Source organism: Leucobacter weissii (assembly GCF_017565745.1).
In the GTDB taxonomy this organism is placed as follows: domain Bacteria; phylum Actinomycetota; class Actinomycetes; order Actinomycetales; family Microbacteriaceae; genus Leucobacter; species Leucobacter weissii.
The window spans coordinates 1-15644 of sequence record NZ_JAGDYM010000022.1 but is presented as its reverse complement, the minus strand read 5'-3'; the positions used below and the strand labels follow the sequence as shown (position 1 = coordinate 15644).

The window sequence follows — 15644 nt, the reverse complement described above, 5'->3', positions numbered from 1 at the left end:
GCCGACGCCGACGAGCAGTGTGAGGGTGCATCTTCCACGAACATGCACTCTCACACCCCGCCCAGCGATACCTCAACCCGCATCTTCACGCTGAAGCGCCTTCAGAAATCTTGAACTTGCGGGGAATGCCCTGCATGCGTCCGGTGGTGTCGAATGCGGCGAGCTCGGCGGGGTGGAGCTGGTGCTGGACGACGAAGGATCGTTCCTTGATCCGCCAGAGTCCTTGCCCGGTGCCGAGCCCGGGGAGGAGCTTCTGCTCGGTGCCTGTGAGGCTGAGGGCGGTCGCGGTGGAACCGAGCTGGTCGGGTTCTTGCCGGTAGACCACTCTGGTTTCGGCGTTGGCCAGCAGGCTCGAGGCCAGGGCGCGCATCGCGGAGCCTTGGTCTCCGACGTTGTCGAGGTCGGAGAGCTTGTGGAAGATCAGCATGTTGGCGATGCCGAAGTGCCTTGCGAGGCGCCATTGGGCGTCCATGCGTCGCAGGAGAGATGGGTAGGCCATGAGTCGCCAGGCCTCGTCGTAGATCACCCAACGCTGCCCGCCCGCAGGGTCGGATAGGGCTGATTCCATCCAGGCCGATGAGCAGGTCATCAGCACCGAGATGAGGGTCGCGTTCTCGGCCACGCGGGACAGGTCGAGGGACACCATCGGTAGCGACGGGTCGAACCGCACCGTGGAAGGCCCGTCGAACAGTCCTTGGAGATCGCCGGCGACCAGGCGACGCAGGGCGTGACCGACGAGCCGTCCGTCTTCTGCGAGCCGACCGTCCTCGTCGTCGTCACGGTTCGGGGTCAGGATGCGGTCGACGACCATCGGCAGGATCGGGACGTCTGCGCTGCGCACCGCGTCGCGCAGGGCGAGGTCGATCGTGGTGTGCTCCAGCGGGGACAAGGCCCGGTCCAGCACGGTTTCGGCCAGGGCACCGATGAGGTCGCGGCGACGCGAGGCCACCTGGGTTGTCCACTCGATGTCTGAGACGGTCGAGGGGCGGTGGCCTTCGTCAAGCGGGTTGAGCCTGTTGCGCAGCCCGTGCCCCAGGACGATGGCTCGGCCTCCGACGGCCTCCGCGACCGGGGTGTGCTCACCTTTGGGGTCGCCGGGCACGTAGACGCGGCGCCCGAACGGCAAGGAGCGTGTGTAGAGCGATTTCGCCAGGCTGGATTTGCCCGAGCCGACGATCCCGGCGAGCACGATGTTGGGGGCGGTGATGATGCCGTGCTGGTAGAGCACCCACGGGTCGTACACGAAGCTGCCGCCGCTGTAGAGGTCCTGGCCCACGAAGATGCCCTCGCTGCCCAAGCCTCCCTCAGCGAGGAACGGGTACTGCCCAGCGAGGGTCGCGGAGGTGTCCTGGTGCTTGGGGAGCCGGAACCTGCCCGGCGTGCGCAACGCCGCCGGCCCCGGCTCCCCGGCGGCGGGCAGGTAGATAGTGGCACGCTGCTCGGCCTGCTCGGCCTCCCAGCGTGCTTTGGCATCACTCTTCTTCGCCAGTCGCGCCTCGGTCTCGATCAGCGCGGCGGCCTTCCTCCGAGCCTTGCGGTTGTGGCGCCGCTCGCCGTGGGGGCCGACGAGCACGGACGTGTGCAGACGCTCCGGCTCACTCCCGCTCACAGCGCCAGCCCCCGCGGCTGCGCGGTGGTGGACGGGTTGCGGGCGAACCAGTCAGTGGCATCCACCCGCCGCGAGGTCGGCCCCGTCCCTGTGGCGTGCGCGCGGACCGGGTTCTGCGCGGCGGTGCGTTGGGCCGGTTCGGCGAGAGCGGGGTCGGGGGCGACGGTGTACTCGCGCAACAGATTCACGTGCCCGAGGAGCGGACTGTAAGTCAGGACGTGCTCACCGTGTGCGGCCACTCGGTCGAGTGCGCCGCGCGGCGGGGCGTCGTACACGTACCCGTTCGCGAGGGCCACCTGCGTGGTCTCCTCGCCGTAGTCGTACCCGGCGAGGTGGTCGATGGCGGTCTGGGTGCCGTCGCGGCTGATGATGTCGAGTACCTTGTCGGCCTCGCCGCCGTCGAGGAAGACCACGCTGATCCACCGCGTCGAGGTCTCGGGGGCGTTCGGGTGCCAGGCGATGCGCCCGGCCTGCGTGGATGCGGCGTTCAGGCGGGATTCGACCTGGTCGAGGTAGGTGCCGGCCTGGTGCAGCTCGTCTGCCGCGGCCAGTGCCGCGCTCGCACCCGAGGCCTGGTTGCCGGCATCGTCGTGTGCGCGGGCGCGGTGGGTGATGTGCGCGTCGGCGAGCTGGTCGAGAACTTGTCGGAGCGACCGGACGCTACCCAGCACGCCGCCGAGCACCTCGTACAGCTCTGCGGGGTCCTGCGGGGAGCGGGTCGCGTGGGCGAGCCTGCGCAGCGCGTCGAACGCCTCGGTGGCGCCCTGGCGGGGGTTGTCGTAGACGGGCATGATCGCACTTCCTTGGTGTCGGGGCCGGACGGGTCTCACCGGGCAGGTGCGCCAGATCGGCCCGGCCGGGCGGGCTCATACGAGGCGGCACAGGGGCAAGGCGGCTGCGGTGAAGGCGGTGGCCTGCTGTCCGACGAGCCGGCGAGTCTCACAACTGGCCTGGATCGCGGCCTGCTCGACGGCCGCGACCGCGCTGTCGAGCTCGTCCGCGGTCGGGGCGGAGATGCTGATGAGGCCGGAGACGCGCAGCACGCCGTGCCCGGCGGTCAGGTCGGCTTCCTGCTGCAGCACGTCATTGAGCTCTGCCGAGGAGGCGGCGTCTTCGATCTGACCGATCTTGCGCCGCTGGGCGGCATCGGAGATCAGTTCGGTCTTCTTCTTGCGCAGATCCCGGGCGGCTTGGTCGGCGCGCACCGGGGTGTAGTGCAGGGCGAGGGTGCGCAGGATGCCGCCGGTCAGTACCAGGGGCGAGAGGAACCCCGGATACACCTGTGAGCGTGGCCATTCGCTGATCCACAGCACCGCGTGGTGCGCGCTGTCCGAGCGCAGCCGATCCCAGGTCTCGGTAACCGCGACAGGGCCGGCGGTCGCCAAGTCACGTCCCAGATCGCCGTGCCGTTCCAGCGCCGGGGCCGCAGCCGGGTCGTAGGCGCCGCGCAGGATGACCGCGACCTCGCCCGGTGTCAGCCACCCCGTGCTGGTGAGGTCGGCGGCCCGCAACGCGGCTGTCAGGGTCGTCATCTCCTGGCGCAGCACCGCGGCCGCCCCGCGCATCCCGCCGCCGGAGGTTCTGATCTGCCGGGCCGCGGCCTTCATGTCCAGGGCGAGTGAGATCGTGGTCACGTGCCGTTCCCCGGCAGGTCCCGCCCGGTCGATGAGCTCGGCATAGGTGGTCGCCGCCCAGGACCCATCGTTCGTGCCGTGGGTGCGCCACCACTGCGCCAGCCCGGTCCCGGAGTCCGGCAGTGTCCGCTCGCTGACCTGGATGCGGGCGATCCGCCCCGACCGGCAGGCAGAGGCGAGCACGCGCCCCCACCCCGAGACGCGGCGCTGCTGCTCACCCGGGTCCAGGAGCACGAACGCCGGATGGGAGATCCCGAGGATCGCGGTGAGGGTCTGCGCGTGCGGGTCGTGGATCATCGCCGCCCCGGTCTCGGGGTCTTCCCATTCGCGCAGCGGCGCCGCATCACCAGGCAGCGCGAGGGTACCGGCCGGGCGGGGCTTGATGATCCGGCGCCGGTAGATGAGCTGCCCGAGATAGGTGCGGGCGATCCAGCCGAACAAGATCGGCACCCACTCGATGACCTTTCGTCCGCCCGCGGGGATCACCGCGACCAGCGTGGCACCACCCCACACCGGTGAGGTCCAGGCCAGGCCCATGCCGCCTGCCGTGTAGAGGGAGGCGACCAGGGTGAGCACGGCGATGCCGAGCACGATGAGCTGCGGCAACGACAGCCTGAGCATGATCCCGCGCTTGGTCAGCCGGGAGAACTGCACCGGCGCAAGCGGGTAGTCACCGTGCGTGTGCGAAGACATCGGCTCACTCCTTGCCCGAGGACGGCTTGGACGATGGGGGCGGTGGCGGGTCAGCCCGTCGCGGCCCCGACGCACCAGGGGTGCTCCCTGGGGGTGCGGAAGGAGCCGGGCTCGGGGCCGGTGGCGTGGCCGATGCCGGAGGAGGCGTCGGTGACGGTGCAGGGGGCTCCTGCTCGGAGGCGGCGCCCGCGTGTCCTTCTGCGGCCCCGCCGATGGCACCGCCGAGTTTCGGACCTGCCGTTGCCGCGCCCTTGATGACCGCGGCCCCGCCGACGACGGCGAGCCCGACCGGACCAGCAGCAGCACCAGCACCCGCCGCACCCGCTCCGGCCGTACCTGCACCCGCGGTGCCAGCCCCAGCGCCGGCGCCAGCAGTTCCCGCGCCTGCACCTGCACCTGCACCCGCACCCGCACCCGCGCCACCCGATGTGGCAGCCGTGCCGCCGCTCGCAGCCCCGCCGCCGGAGCCTGGGGATACGGGCGGGGGCGCCGCTCGATCCGCGCCGCCTTCGCTCGGTGCCTTTCCGCCGTCGAGCACCTTCTTCGCGGAGTCAGCCGAGGGGGCAGCGGGTACCGGGACGGGCCGGTTGAGTGCCTGCTTGGCTTCTTGCTCGCTGCTCATCGCGTGGTACATGTCGAACCCGACGAACGAGATGAACTTGTAGGTGATGTAGGGCGCGAATGCCGCGATGAACATCAGCACGACCCCGGCAATGGGGTCGGAGATGGATGCCAGGTCAGCCTCGATCGGCGTGGACACCTGCCCGATGGCCACAAGGAAGATCACGACCAGGACGAGCTTGGAGAAGATCAGGGCGACGACGAACGCCGCCCACTTCCCGAACCAGCCCTTGGTCGCATCCCATGTCGCCCCGGCCAGCGCGACGGGGCCGAAGACGATCGCGACCAGCAGCAGGGCTTTGCGGATGAGCAGCGAGAACCACACGATCGCGGCCGCTGTGATGGCAAGGCCGGCCAGGAAGATCGTCAAGATCGCGCCGACGCCGGGCGCGGCGATGTTGATGGTGGCCAGGCCCGCGGCGAGCAGGCCGATCTGGGTGCCCATCCCTTCCATCGTGTTCCCGGTCGCCTGCACGATCCCGATCGCGAGCTGGTCGGTCACTTCCAGCAGCGTCGCGGTCAGCGTGATGACCAGGAACGAACCGAGCACGGACTTCGCCAGCCCGAGCGCGGCACGAGACAGCGCGGTGGGGTCGCGGTGGAGGAGGCCGGTGATGAGTTGCAGGCAGAAGAAGATCAGCATGATGAACACCGCGACGCCGAACAGGACGTTGTACACGCCGACGTACTCAGCGTTGGTGACGTCCACGAGAGTGGTGGTGTCGAACACCCACCAGACGGCCTCGAACAGCCACGCCGCAGCGCCGGCCATCGCCTGGGCGAGCCAGTCGAACGGTGCGGCGATCAGCGAGGCAGTGCCTTCGCCGACGGCATCGCAGACGGAGGAGATGACGGGGACATCGCAGACGCTCATGGCCGCCATCCCCGCGGGTGGGAGTCATGGCTGGCAGTCATTACACGGCCTGCCCGACGCCCCAGAAGAAGTTGATGAGCGTCACCGCCGCACCGCAGATGATCGCGGCACCACAGGAGACGAGCACACCCACCTTGCCGCGGCTGGCCAGGTGGGGGTTGGAGGAGTTCGCGCCGAAGCCCCACACGATCGCGCTGATGATGAGTGCCAGGACGGACAGGATGAGCCCGACGGTCATCACCGCGCCGACGATGATGCGCAGCTGCTCGATGCCGGGAAGACCGGAACTGTTGGGGTCGATATCGATCACGAGGATGCTCCTGACAGGTCTTGGGACGGGTTCTCGCATGTCAGGTGCGCAGCGCGGCTCATAGGATGCTGTCGTGAGCGACGCAAGGGCAGGGACGGTGGTGTTCCTGCACGGTGTCGGGGTGGGGCCCGAGTCCTGGGACGGTCAGATCGCCGCATTACCGCGGGGATTCGAGGGCATCGCCCCTGCGGTTACAGGCATGACCGACACGGATGCGGCGTCCTTCTCGTTGGAGGCCGCCGCGCGAGAGGTGTGGGAGAACCTCGAGCTCCGCGGCGTCGCGAAGGCGCACTTGTGCGGCCTCTCACTGGGCGCGATGGTCGCGACCCGCTTCGCGATCGACTACCCCGAGCGGACCGCGTCGCTGACACTGTCCGGCGCGCAGGCGCGTCCCCCTCGCATCCTCCTGGGCATACAGACCGCGGTCCTGCGCGTTCTTCCCGCACGGCTGGCTACTCCACCAGGGATGAGCAAGCGTGGCTTGCGCGCCGTGCTGCGCGCCGTCGGCGCGGTGGATCTGAGGGCGGAACTGCCCCTCATCACCGCGCCCACCCTGGTGATGTGCGGCAGCAGGGATCACCCCAACCTGCCGGCGGCGCGCGAACTCGCTGCGGCGATCCCCGATGCGAAGCTTCAGATCGTTCCCGGTGCGCGGCATGAGTGGAACACGCAGATGCCTGAAGTGTTCTCCGCCCGTCTCAACCAGTTCCTTTTCCGTGTGGGCGGGTGAGCCGCAGTCATCGTCAGAGCTGGGTGCCCACGTCGAGGAGGAAGTTCAACCACGCGACGCCGGCTCCGGCGAGAGCGGCGGCGCCCACCGCGACCAGCAGTCCGGTGCGGGCCTTGGTAGCGGCCTGGTAGTTGCCGGTGGAGGCGGCGACCGCCCAGACGATGGCGCAGATGATGAGCATCAGTACGGCGGTGACCAGGACGAACATGAGCAGCGCGCCGACGATGGCTCGCAGCTCGCCGCTGCCGCCGACGCTACCAAAGTCCGGGAAGACTCCCATCACGCGCCACCTCCCACTGCTGTGCAGCTGGCGGGTGCCGCCTCTGCGCCGGTGATGCCTTCGGCACCGTGTTCGGTGAGCCAGGCGTCGGAGTCCACCGCGTCGGCGTCTGCACCTCCGGGGTGGATCTGGAGGTGAAGATGCGGGCCGGTGGAGTAGCCGGAGGAGCCGACATCGCCGATGTGCTGCCCCGCGGTGACGGTGTCGCCTGCCGCCACGTGAATGCCGTGCTGCCACATGTGGACGTACCGTGACGCGACACGCTCGCCACCGACCGTGTGCTCGATGATGATGACGCCGCCCCCGCCGTCTGTGTAGTCCGCGCGGATGACGACACCGTCGGCGACGGTGTAGATCGCTGTTCCATCCGCGGCGGCGAAGTCGGAGCCGTAGTGGAAGCGTCGCTCCCCGGTGAAAGGGTCTGACCGCCACCCGAACGGGCTGGTGCGCACCCAGCTGCCGTCGGGAAGCGGGAACACGATCCGGGTGGTTTCGGGTACCACCGGCAGTTCATTCCCGCCCCCGGTACCGGGGGCGGCCGGCCGGGTCAGCGCGGTCAGGATTGCGTCGGCGACGGGCTGATAGTTCTGGTACCGGTCGGGGTAGGCCGACACTTCGACGGCTTGCGCGGCTTCGCCGGGGTCGAGCCGCTGCCAGCCCGGGATGTCGAGCAGGCCGCGTGGCGACGGGTAGTTCGGACCGGTTTCGCCGCCGTAGAACGCCCGCGCCTGATAGGTGGAGTCCATCAGCTCAGCGACCGTGCCCCAGCCGGACTGCGGGCGCATCTGAAACAGGCCGAGGCTGTCGTGGTCAGAGCCGTTCCCATCGTTCGGGTACTCGCCCGACTCGGGGTAGGCGCTCGTGTTGGCGAGCATCCGCAGGCTGGACTCGGTCAGCGCCGCCATGAGCGCGATGCGCACGCCGGGAACGCCGACCCCGGCGGTCTGTCCGCCGATAGTGATGATCGTCGCGGCGTGGGTCAGCTGCGTGCGATGCAGGGTGATGGTGGTCCCGTCGCGCGTCGTCGCGGTCAGGGAGTCTGGAATCGGGCCGACATGCAACGACCCGGGTGTGCAGACCGACGCCGTCACCGACGTGGCCCCGAGCGTGGCGACGCCGAGCAGCGCGGTCGAGGGCGCCAGAGTCAGCAGGACGAGCGCGAACAGGGCGAGCTTCTTCACGAGGTTCTCGCTCTCACCGCAGCGGCGCGTCGAGTTGTGACAGGCGCAGCACCTCGCACCACCCGGTTCGGGCCCCCGCGCCGGGCGCGTCGGAGGAGCAGACCAGGAAGATGGTGAACGCGACCGGCCGGGACGCCTCGACGGGTTCGGTGTGCCAGGTGCCTTCGCGGTGTCGGGTGCCTTCGATGGTGTACGCGGTGGCGCCGTGGGGCATCTGGTTTGGAGCGGCCTGTGCGAGGGCGGTCTCCCATGCGTCGGGGACGCACACGCGATCGATGGACAGCCACTGCGTGGTCGCGTAGCTGCGCAGTTGCGCCCACGCGTCGTTGGTCGGCAGGTAGGCGCGCACGTCGCCCACGAACGCATCCGCTTCGCTGACATGGGCGACGTCGGCGAGCACCTGGGCGTAGTCGGAGGGGGCGTTCCCGGAGGTGGTGTCCCAGGTGAACAGCGCCGCAGCGATGGAGCGGGCGAACGCTTCCGGGGTGAGATTCTGTGGGATGGCCTCGGGCGCGGCGGGCGCCCGGTCCGGATGCGCAGGCGCCGTGGTGCTGGGCCGGTCCTGTGGTCCGGGGGTGCTCGAGGGGGCGGGGCCGCGCAGCAGCCCATAGATCCCGACCCCGACCAGGAGCAGGAGGGCGAGGCCGCCGGCGACGGCGGCGATGAGGAAGCGGCGGCGGCGGTCGGCAGCAGGGTCCATGACGAAGGGGCCTTCCCGGGTATGAGGATGCGGGTACATCAGGAAGGTGCGTCGGCAGCGCCGTGACCTCTCAGGCACTGTGGACAGCTGCCGTATCTCGCGCGGCGCGTGCGGCGGCGGCGAAGGCGACGGTGCCGGCGAGTGTCTCCTCAAACGCCGCCCACTGCGTGTCGGTGAGCGTTGACCCGATGACCTGCGGGTCGTAGTGCAGCCACCACCCGGCCAGGTCGTCCCAGGTCGCGGTGAACACGGTGACCGGGAACGCGACCGGTTCACTGGAGCCGGCTGGGGTCAGCGTGGGGTGCTTCTGCGCGGTGCGACCGGCGGCTTTCGCTGCCTTGACCCGGGCGAGTGCTTGCTGTGCCAACTTCTCCAGTTCGGCGGCGCGTGCGTGCTGCTCCGCTTCGCGTACCGCGTCGGCTTCATGGCGCGCCTGCGCGCGCACCGGGGTCGGTTGTGTCTCGTCCGCGGCGAGCTGATCGAGTTCGGCGAGGGTGAGTTCGGTGTTGACACGCAGGTGCGAGGGATAGACCTTCGCGCCAGCGCGGATGCGCTCGACTTCTTCGGCGGCGCGCTCTCGGACCCTGTCCGGTTGTGCATCGTCCGCGGCGAGCGCTTCGAGGCGGCCGATGCGTTCCAGGGATGTGTGCGCGTCCCGGCCGGTGACCATGATTGCGGCCTGCGAGCGGGTCTTGCCGTGCGGGTACTGCGGTGGTGTCAACTTGTCACCACCGTCTGGTGGGGTCCCTGCCGTTGAGCGGAAACGGGTCGCCTCCTGCCGGTGCGCGGCGTCCTCACCGAGAAGAGTCTTGAGCTCGCGGTAGAGGGCTGCCGCCTCGATCTGGTTGAGCGGCTTGTGCAGGAGGTTGTCGTCCTGCTCGGCGAGGAGTTGGCCGAGCCGGTCGGAGATCCCCGAACGCACCCACACGTTCACGGTTTTCCAGCCAAGCTGCCTGATAGCCGCCAGCCGGCGCGCACCACAGATCAGATACCCGTCGAGGGTGATCGTGATCGGCTGCAGCAGTCCGTTGCGGCGGATTGACTCGACCAGTGGGGCGATGTCGCCGTAGTCCTTGCGGTGCCGGTTGCCGACGACGATGGCCTCGACGGCGCGTTCCAGTTCCACGCGGTGGTCCGACGTGCTCACGGCCGTCCACCCCCGGTGTCGGGCGCGGCAAGCCCTGCGGTGAGCACCAGGTCCTCGTCCGTGAAGAACGAGTCCAGCGGTTCGCCGATCAGCAGACGCAGCAGCATTCCACGGCCTGCTCGCGTGTGAGTCAGGTGCGGGTCGGGGTTACCGAGGACGATCCGCAACAGTGCAGTCCACGATGCGCGGGGCAGATCGAGCAGGGCGCGGGCTTGCCGGTCGCGGCGCAACGACTCAAACGCCGACGCCCGCGAGGATGCTTCGGCCAGCCGGGCAACGATGTACTCGACCACGGCGCGCCCGGTCGCCGGGTCCCACCCCACCCAGGTCAGGAACGCGATCGTGTCCTCGACAGCCGCCGCGGCGCTGACCACTCTCTCCGGCCGCGGTTCCTGTTCGTCGAGTGCGGTGTCGGGCTCGACGTGGAAAGCCGGGTGGTAGTCGATCAGCGGGTTGTCGCGGTCGCTGAATCGCTCCGCGTCATGGAACACGCTGTAGCGGGGCCGGCGGGCTTGGTGGACCGAGCACAGCAGCCCGTTGCCGCGCTCCTCACCGATGCAGGTCACCTGCACCGCCCGCGTCACCACCGCCCACGGGTCGTCGGCTCTCCTCGTGGCCGCACCGCGCATCGCTTCGAACGCAGCCGACGCGGCCTCCCACGGGTCCAGCCCATGCTTTCTGGCCAGAGCGGCGTACTTGTCGGCTGCGTGCCGCATCAGCGCGGCCGCCTCCGGGTCGTCCCGCCATGCGCCGCGGCCGGCATCGTGCAGGCGGGTCAGCAGCGCGCGCAGCGCCTCCGAGTCCTCGAAACGAGCCCGCCGATCGCGGGCGCTCATCATCTCCATTCGGGCACCTCCTGCGCGGCAGGTGCGCACACGGTCCCCAGCCATCGCACGTGCGGGAGGGCCAGGAGTGTGCATGGCTACATCACCCCAGCCCGATCCCTGAGCGCGAGACCCACGAGAACCGCTCCCCGCTCCCTCGTCCGAACGCCGATGCCGGGGGCAGCCGCCGGGCACGCTCCCCGGCCGCGTGGCCGGTCGTGCGCATCCCGCGCCCGACCGAACGCCCCGCACGCACGAGCCCGTACCGGGAGCGGCGTGCGAGCTCGGCTTGGAGATCGATGCCGCGTCCGGCGATCCGACTTCCGCCGCGGGCCATCAAGTCGCCGGACCGGACCCATTCGACCCCGGGCCGCCGCATCTCTGTCTCCGGGGAGGGCCGCGCTTTCGCGCGCGAGAGGGAAGGGTCTTTCGTGCGGGCGAGCACCGACACCTCACCCGCCAGGGAGCGCGGCCGTTCGGCCTCGACCGCCTCGTGCGCTCCCGGACGGTGCTCACTGCTCTGCTCGTTCATGGGGTCAGCTCCTTCGGGGTCTCCTGCCCGTCAGGTGCGCCACCGCTCGCCGCAGTAGGCCGGGCGAACCATCGGCCAACAGTCGACGGCACTACACCGAGCTCACGCGCAATCGCCTTGTTCGACCACCCCTCCTCACGCAACCGTGCCGCGATCACCCGGCGGCCGGCCCCCGTGGGCACCGTGCTCTCGGAGGTGGGCAGATCAGGCGCGAGAAGCGGCCCCGTCGCTGTCGCATCGGGCGCCTGAGGATGCTGTTCGGTGATCCCCGCCACCGCGACGGCAGGGCGGGCACGCACGAGCACGACAGTCAGGTGGGTGGAAGCGAGCAGGATGAGCGGGGGTACCGCGGCCACGCTGGCGGCCAGCACGCCGGGCACGTCCGGCTCCGCGGCGACCACGGCGTGCAGAGCATTCGCGGTGACCGAGATCAGCGCTCCGACCGCCAACAGTGCCCACGGGTACCACGCGCCGCGGTGTCCGGCCAGAGCGACGACCGCGACGGTGGCCACCACGATCAGCCCATCGACGATGATCGGCCACGCCCACGCCTGGCCCGCATCCACCCCGGAGCGGCGTGCCAGATCCGCCAGAGCCGTGAAACTCAGCCAGAATGCGCCGGCGGCGATCAGGACTGTCCCCGCCACCGCGGTCACCACCGCCAGGCTGCCCGTTCTCCTCAGCGCGAGAGCCATCACGAGAGCACCGGGCCTGGGACCTGTGAGGATCTGCGCTGCGATCCGTCGTGCCTGGCCATATTCAGGCCCGCTCGGGGTGCGGCTGCCCCTGCGGTGCGGAAAGCGGAGCGGATCGTGGCGGCGACTTCGCGGGGAGGCAGTCCGGCATGCTCGGCCGCAGCACCGAGGGCATCCTCCACGGAACCGGGCGAGGCGCCGGACTCGGCAAGCCGGCATGCCGCCCAGAACAGTCCACGGTTGCGTTCACCCTCGCCCAGCGCCGCGACCCACCCCGCCAGACGTTCAGCATCCTGCACGCGCGTCGCCCGGACACCTCGCGAGAGTGCCGGCTGTGGTCTCGGGTCGAGGAATGCGCGCAGCGCGGCCGCGTCGACCGGGGCGACATCAGGGCACGCCGCACCCACCAGCTCATACCGTCCGGGCTCCCCATCAGGCACCGCGACACGGGAGGGTGGCACGATCACGTAGCCGCCCTCTCCCCGGAAGTCCACGCGGGCGCGTGACGCCTGCCACGATGGTTGCGGCTGCTGCGGATCAGCGGGAAAGTATGCGTGCATCCCGCCGGACGGCGTGCGCACCAGCGCCAACCAGCCCGGGATCAGCGACGCCCCGCGGGCACGGTCGAACGCAGGGAACCCCGACCCGGCAGGTTTCTGATCAACATCCACGACATCCACACTCGACACGGTGCCGGTGGGCACGCCGATGTTCGCCGTCGGCCAGCGCCTCCACCAGGCCACGACCTGCCCGGCATCTGTCGTGGCTTCATGGAACCCGTGCTCAACCAAGGGTCGTTTGCCGCCCGGCACGCACGGGAACACCGGCGCTCCCGCTGCGGCGAGCCTGGAGGCAGCCTCCGGAAGCGGCCGACCGGTCAGTGAGGCGAGTACCTCGCCGACGCCCATCACAGGCTCCTCACCACGGCATCAACTTCGGGCGAGGTCCGCTGCAGGTGTGGAGGCGCCGGTGGGGTGCGAGTCGGTAGCGCCGGCGGTGTCTGACGCGTCAAGCCCGGCGGATCACCCCCGTCGATCTGCTCGGTGTCAATGGCATCGAGAATCGCGCTGGCCGCCTTCCGCACTCGCTCTCCGGTGGCCTGCACCACCTGGGCGGCGTCCTTGTCCGTCACCGTCTGAGCCCACCCGGAGACGTAGGAGACGGAGTAGGCGCTGGTGTCCATGCCGTGCGCGGCCCCGATCATCAGCGCCACCGACTCGGCTTCGACCTCACCGATCCCGCGGTGGCCGAACGCGTCCGGGTTGTCCGGGCCGTGCAGCTTCACATGCGCCAGCTCGTGCGCCAGCGTCTTCACCTGCGCGGCCTCATCCATGTTGCTGCGCACCGCCACGGTCCGCGCCGAGAAGTCGGTCACGCCGTTCGCACCACCGATCGCGCCCTCGCTCTCCACGCGCAGCACCCGGTAGCCCTCGGCCGCCACCAGCGTCGCGAGCCCCTCCCACAGCCCCGCAGGGGCTTTCCCTTCCAGCACCCGCGGTGTCGGCCGCTGCGGAATCGGGTCGCCCGTGGTTTGCGAGAGATCCCAGACGTAAGTAGGTTTCGTGCCGACCATGCGGGAACGTACGACCTCCCCGGGTTTCGGCTTCTCGAATCGTCCGAGTCGCCTCCAGGACTGTGCATCCTGCGGTGTCGAGGATGCGAATCTGCCCGTCACCGGGGCGAAGATCATGTAGCCCGGCTGTCCTTTGCTGACCTGACGCCCGAGGCTCTGCCACTGCTTGTACCCAGCAACGTAGGACGGCTCCGGGTCCGGTACCCGCCCTGCCTCGTACGCATCGAGATGCTGCGCGAAGATCAGCAGCGTGTTCCCGAAGCTGCGCGACCGGAACCGGGCCGCGAACTCGAGTGCGCGCCGCCAGTCGTCCCCGGACACCAGCCGTTCGACCGCCTGCGTCAAACGCTCGTGCAGCTCGTCTAGCTTCGCATCACGCGCAGCTCGCGCCGCCTCCGTCGTCGCCATCGTTGACCTCCTCCCGGCGGGATCGACGGCTGTTGTCATCGATCCCTGCGACTGCGAGGTACGCCGGGAGAATCGGAGAGCGTGACGGACGATGGGCGCGAGGCCCGACCGTCAGGCTCCACGATGAACCCGACGAGTCCTACCCGGTCTACGCCCCGTGAGGCGCACAGCCAACCCTGAGCGACCGTGCACGGTCGCTCTCGCGAGAAACACGCGATTTACGACGAGTTCGACTCCAGCACCGACCGTCCGCTCTGACGTTGTCGCGTTGCTGTCGAGTTGAGGTCTGTCGCCTCACGACCGGTGTGCGAGGGGTGCGGTCGCCGCCGAAACTGCGTGGGTCCGACGCCGTAGCGTCGTTTGAACCAGTACGCCGCCACCCGTGCGTCGTCCCAGCCCACCCGACGGGCGGCTGTGGCAACCGGAAGGTCAGACTCGTCGATGAATCTCGTGAACTCCGTCAACCGAATCTCGACAAGGAACCTCATCGGTGCCACACCGAGGTGACGGACAAACAACCTGGTGAGATGGCTGCGGGACAACGCGACCTCATCGGCGAGCAGCTGCACCGTCCAGCGCTCGGACATTCGAGACCGCAGGACCTTCGCGGCAATGCCGATATGCCCGACCGCATCGGCCGATACGAGGCGACCTTGCACAGGGAAGGGTGCGCGGAAGTGCGAGGAATCATCCAGCGCAGGCAGCATCAACGATGGCAAGGCATGCTCGATCGTGCGAGAGAACAGGATGTGAGACCGGAGCAGGGCGCGCTCCGGGTCGAGGATCGCTCCGTCGGTGAGGCTGAGCTGCCTCCACAGTGGTTCCATCGCGGTCAGCGCCGGCAGGCCCGGACGGAGCACCAACGCGGTCCCGTCCCACTCATCCGGGTGCGCCCCGGGACGGACCCGGGTGCGATCGTTAAGGACCAGCGACATCTGCTGCCGCAGAATCTGTTCGTCGCAGTATACCGTCCACGTGCGTACCGCGCTCTGCGGGGTGAGCGAGCACCACCGGTGAGCGCCGATCGCGACGGCATCCCCGGCAGTCAGGCTGTGGGTGCCCTCCTGCGTCGTGAGGAGAACAGCGCCGTCCATCACATACACAATCTTCGCCTGCCGAAACAACGCCTTCTTCGTCGGTAGAGTGCGTATCGCCTCGACAGCGACGAACGGTAGCGCAAGGACGGCGGGTTCCCGCTCCACCGATGCATGCCTGGACTTAATAGGCGAGACCCTTCTAGCAGACGGTGGGAGTGCGGGGCTGGACCTCTTGAGAAAGCCCACGGCAGTCGCGGCGAAGGCCATCTGGCCGTAGGCGACGAGCGGCGGGTTCATGGGTCGACGGGGCTGTGTCCGGGCGGGGTGTCCGAGTGATCACACGTTCTGGCCCGGGGTGATCAGGCCGGTCTCGTACGCGTGGATGACGAGTTGGGCCCGGTCATGGGCGGAGAGCTTGGTCATGACGCGGCTGACGTGGGTCTTAGCGGTGTGTGGTGAGATGACGAGTTCGGCGGCGATGTCGTCATTGGTGTGTCCGCGGCCGACAAGGCGCAGGATCTCCTGTTCGCGGGGCGTGAGGGTCTCCAGTGATGCCGTGGCGCGGGTGGCGGTGTGGGGGTGTGCGTGGGGTGTGGCGATGTAGCGGGCGATGAGAGCGCGAGTGGCGGCTGGGGAGAGGAGGGCGTCGCCGGCGTGGATGATGCGGATTGTCGCGCGTCAGACTATGTGGCAGGGCTGTTAGTTGAGTCCTGAACGGAGAGTCCGACATGGGAAGACCACCCCAGATTCCGGTGGAGAAGAAGACAAGGATCGTGCTGAGCGTCCTTGCCGGTGA

The 15644-nt window shown here is 69.4% G+C and carries 17 protein-coding genes; 1 reads left to right on the top strand and 16 read right to left on the bottom strand.

Annotated features, from left to right (window positions below):
• Positions 1-85: 85 nt before the first annotated feature.
• From J4H92_RS15060 to J4H92_RS15040, 5 genes are all read right to left on the bottom strand, one after another.
• Complete coding sequence (locus tag J4H92_RS15060; RefSeq protein ID WP_208098996.1) at positions 86-1609, bottom strand: ATP-binding protein; 1524 nt, start codon at positions 1607-1609, stop codon at positions 86-88.
• Positions 1606-2400, bottom strand: a complete 795-nt coding sequence (locus J4H92_RS15055; protein ID WP_208098995.1) for a hypothetical protein — start codon at positions 2398-2400, stop codon at positions 1606-1608. The genes J4H92_RS15060 and J4H92_RS15055 overlap by 4 nt, the downstream gene beginning before the upstream one ends.
• Positions 2401-2475: 75 nt before the next feature.
• Positions 2476-3936, bottom strand: a complete 1461-nt coding sequence (locus tag J4H92_RS15050) for an SCO6880 family protein (RefSeq protein ID WP_208098994.1) — start codon at positions 3934-3936, stop codon at positions 2476-2478.
• Positions 3937-3940: 4 nt separating this feature from the next.
• A complete protein-coding gene (locus J4H92_RS15045) occupies positions 3941-5431 on the bottom strand; it encodes a TrbL/VirB6 family protein (protein ID WP_208098993.1) in 1491 nt (496 codons plus the stop codon).
• 40 nt (positions 5432-5471) lie between these two features.
• Positions 5472-5780 carry a DUF6112 family protein gene (locus J4H92_RS15040; RefSeq protein ID WP_208098992.1) on the bottom strand — a complete coding sequence of 103 codons (309 nt, stop codon included), beginning with the start codon at positions 5778-5780 and terminating at the stop codon, positions 5472-5474.
• A 34-nt stretch (positions 5781-5814) separates the two neighbouring features.
• On the opposite strand from J4H92_RS15040, the gene J4H92_RS15035 reads away from it, so the two are divergent.
• Positions 5815-6471, top strand: a complete 657-nt coding sequence (locus J4H92_RS15035; RefSeq protein WP_208098991.1) for an alpha/beta fold hydrolase — start codon at positions 5815-5817, stop codon at positions 6469-6471.
• A gap of 13 nt (positions 6472-6484) precedes the next feature.
• Here J4H92_RS15035 and J4H92_RS15030 read toward each other — a convergent pair whose 3' ends face one another.
• The 11 genes from J4H92_RS15030 to J4H92_RS15540 form a co-directional block, all read right to left on the bottom strand.
• Positions 6485-6751, bottom strand: a complete 267-nt coding sequence (locus J4H92_RS15030) for a DUF6112 family protein (RefSeq protein ID WP_208098990.1) — start codon at positions 6749-6751, stop codon at positions 6485-6487.
• A complete protein-coding gene (locus J4H92_RS15025) occupies positions 6751-7932 on the bottom strand; it encodes a peptidoglycan DD-metalloendopeptidase family protein (protein ID WP_208098989.1) in 1182 nt (393 codons plus the stop codon). The genes J4H92_RS15030 and J4H92_RS15025 overlap by 1 nt, the downstream gene beginning before the upstream one ends.
• A 13-nt stretch (positions 7933-7945) precedes the next feature.
• Complete coding sequence (locus tag J4H92_RS15020) at positions 7946-8632, bottom strand: hypothetical protein (RefSeq protein WP_208098988.1); 687 nt, start codon at positions 8630-8632, stop codon at positions 7946-7948.
• A 70-nt stretch (positions 8633-8702) separates the two neighbouring features.
• Positions 8703-9758 carry a ParB/RepB/Spo0J family partition protein gene (locus J4H92_RS15015; RefSeq protein WP_341783127.1) on the bottom strand — a complete coding sequence of 352 codons (1056 nt, stop codon included), beginning with the start codon at positions 9756-9758 and terminating at the stop codon, positions 8703-8705.
• A 17-nt stretch (positions 9759-9775) separates the two neighbouring features.
• Positions 9776-10624 (bottom strand): serine/threonine-protein kinase, encoded by an 849-nt coding sequence (locus J4H92_RS15010; RefSeq protein WP_208098986.1) that lies wholly within the window; start codon positions 10622-10624, stop codon positions 9776-9778.
• Positions 10625-10706: 82 nt separating this feature from the next.
• Positions 10707-11135: a hypothetical protein gene (locus J4H92_RS15005; protein ID WP_208098985.1), complete on the bottom strand. Its 429-nt coding sequence runs from the start codon at positions 11133-11135 to the stop codon at positions 10707-10709.
• Positions 11132-11794 carry a DUF2637 domain-containing protein gene (locus J4H92_RS15000; RefSeq protein ID WP_481817106.1) on the bottom strand — a complete coding sequence of 221 codons (663 nt, stop codon included), beginning with the start codon at positions 11792-11794 and terminating at the stop codon, positions 11132-11134. The genes J4H92_RS15005 and J4H92_RS15000 overlap by 4 nt, the downstream gene beginning before the upstream one ends.
• A 35-nt stretch (positions 11795-11829) precedes the next feature.
• Positions 11830-12738 (bottom strand): bifunctional DNA primase/polymerase, encoded by a 909-nt coding sequence (locus tag J4H92_RS14995; protein WP_208098983.1) that lies wholly within the window; start codon positions 12736-12738, stop codon positions 11830-11832.
• Complete coding sequence (locus J4H92_RS14990; RefSeq protein ID WP_208098982.1) at positions 12738-13811, bottom strand: ArdC-like ssDNA-binding domain-containing protein; 1074 nt, start codon at positions 13809-13811, stop codon at positions 12738-12740. The genes J4H92_RS14995 and J4H92_RS14990 overlap by 1 nt, the downstream gene beginning before the upstream one ends.
• A gap of 218 nt (positions 13812-14029) precedes the next feature.
• Entirely contained in the window at positions 14030-15013 is a 984-nt protein-coding gene (locus J4H92_RS15840; RefSeq protein ID WP_208098981.1) for a helix-turn-helix domain-containing protein, read from the bottom strand.
• Positions 15014-15184: 171 nt separating this feature from the next.
• Complete coding sequence (locus tag J4H92_RS15540; protein ID WP_279550874.1) at positions 15185-15397, bottom strand: response regulator transcription factor; 213 nt, start codon at positions 15395-15397, stop codon at positions 15185-15187.
• Positions 15398-15644: the final 247 nt, after the last annotated feature.

Excerpts from the sequence above, each read along its gene's own strand:
- J4H92_RS14990 (WP_208098982.1), bottom strand. The coding sequence starts at position 13,811 with ATGGCGACGACGGAGGCGGCGCGAGCTGCGCGTGATGCGAAGCTAGAC.
- J4H92_RS15055 (WP_208098995.1), bottom strand. The coding sequence starts at position 2,400 with ATGCCCGTCTACGACAACCCCCGCCAGGGCGCCACCGAGGCGTTCGAC.
- J4H92_RS15040 (WP_208098992.1), bottom strand. The coding sequence starts at position 5,780 with ATGCGAGAACCCGTCCCAAGACCTGTCAGGAGCATCCTCGTGATCGAT.
- J4H92_RS15030 (WP_208098990.1), bottom strand. The coding sequence starts at position 6,751 with ATGGGAGTCTTCCCGGACTTTGGTAGCGTCGGCGGCAGCGGCGAGCTG.
- J4H92_RS15005 (WP_208098985.1), bottom strand. The coding sequence starts at position 11,135 with ATGAACGAGCAGAGCAGTGAGCACCGTCCGGGAGCGCACGAGGCGGTC.
- J4H92_RS15010 (WP_208098986.1), bottom strand. The coding sequence starts at position 10,624 with ATGGAGATGATGAGCGCCCGCGATCGGCGGGCTCGTTTCGAGGACTCG.
- J4H92_RS15020 (WP_208098988.1), bottom strand. The coding sequence starts at position 8,632 with ATGGACCCTGCTGCCGACCGCCGCCGCCGCTTCCTCATCGCCGCCGTC.
- J4H92_RS15050 (WP_208098994.1), bottom strand. The coding sequence starts at position 3,936 with ATGTCTTCGCACACGCACGGTGACTACCCGCTTGCGCCGGTGCAGTTC.
- J4H92_RS14995 (WP_208098983.1), bottom strand. The coding sequence starts at position 12,738 with ATGGGCGTCGGCGAGGTACTCGCCTCACTGACCGGTCGGCCGCTTCCG.
- J4H92_RS15045 (WP_208098993.1), bottom strand. The coding sequence starts at position 5,431 with ATGAGCGTCTGCGATGTCCCCGTCATCTCCTCCGTCTGCGATGCCGTC.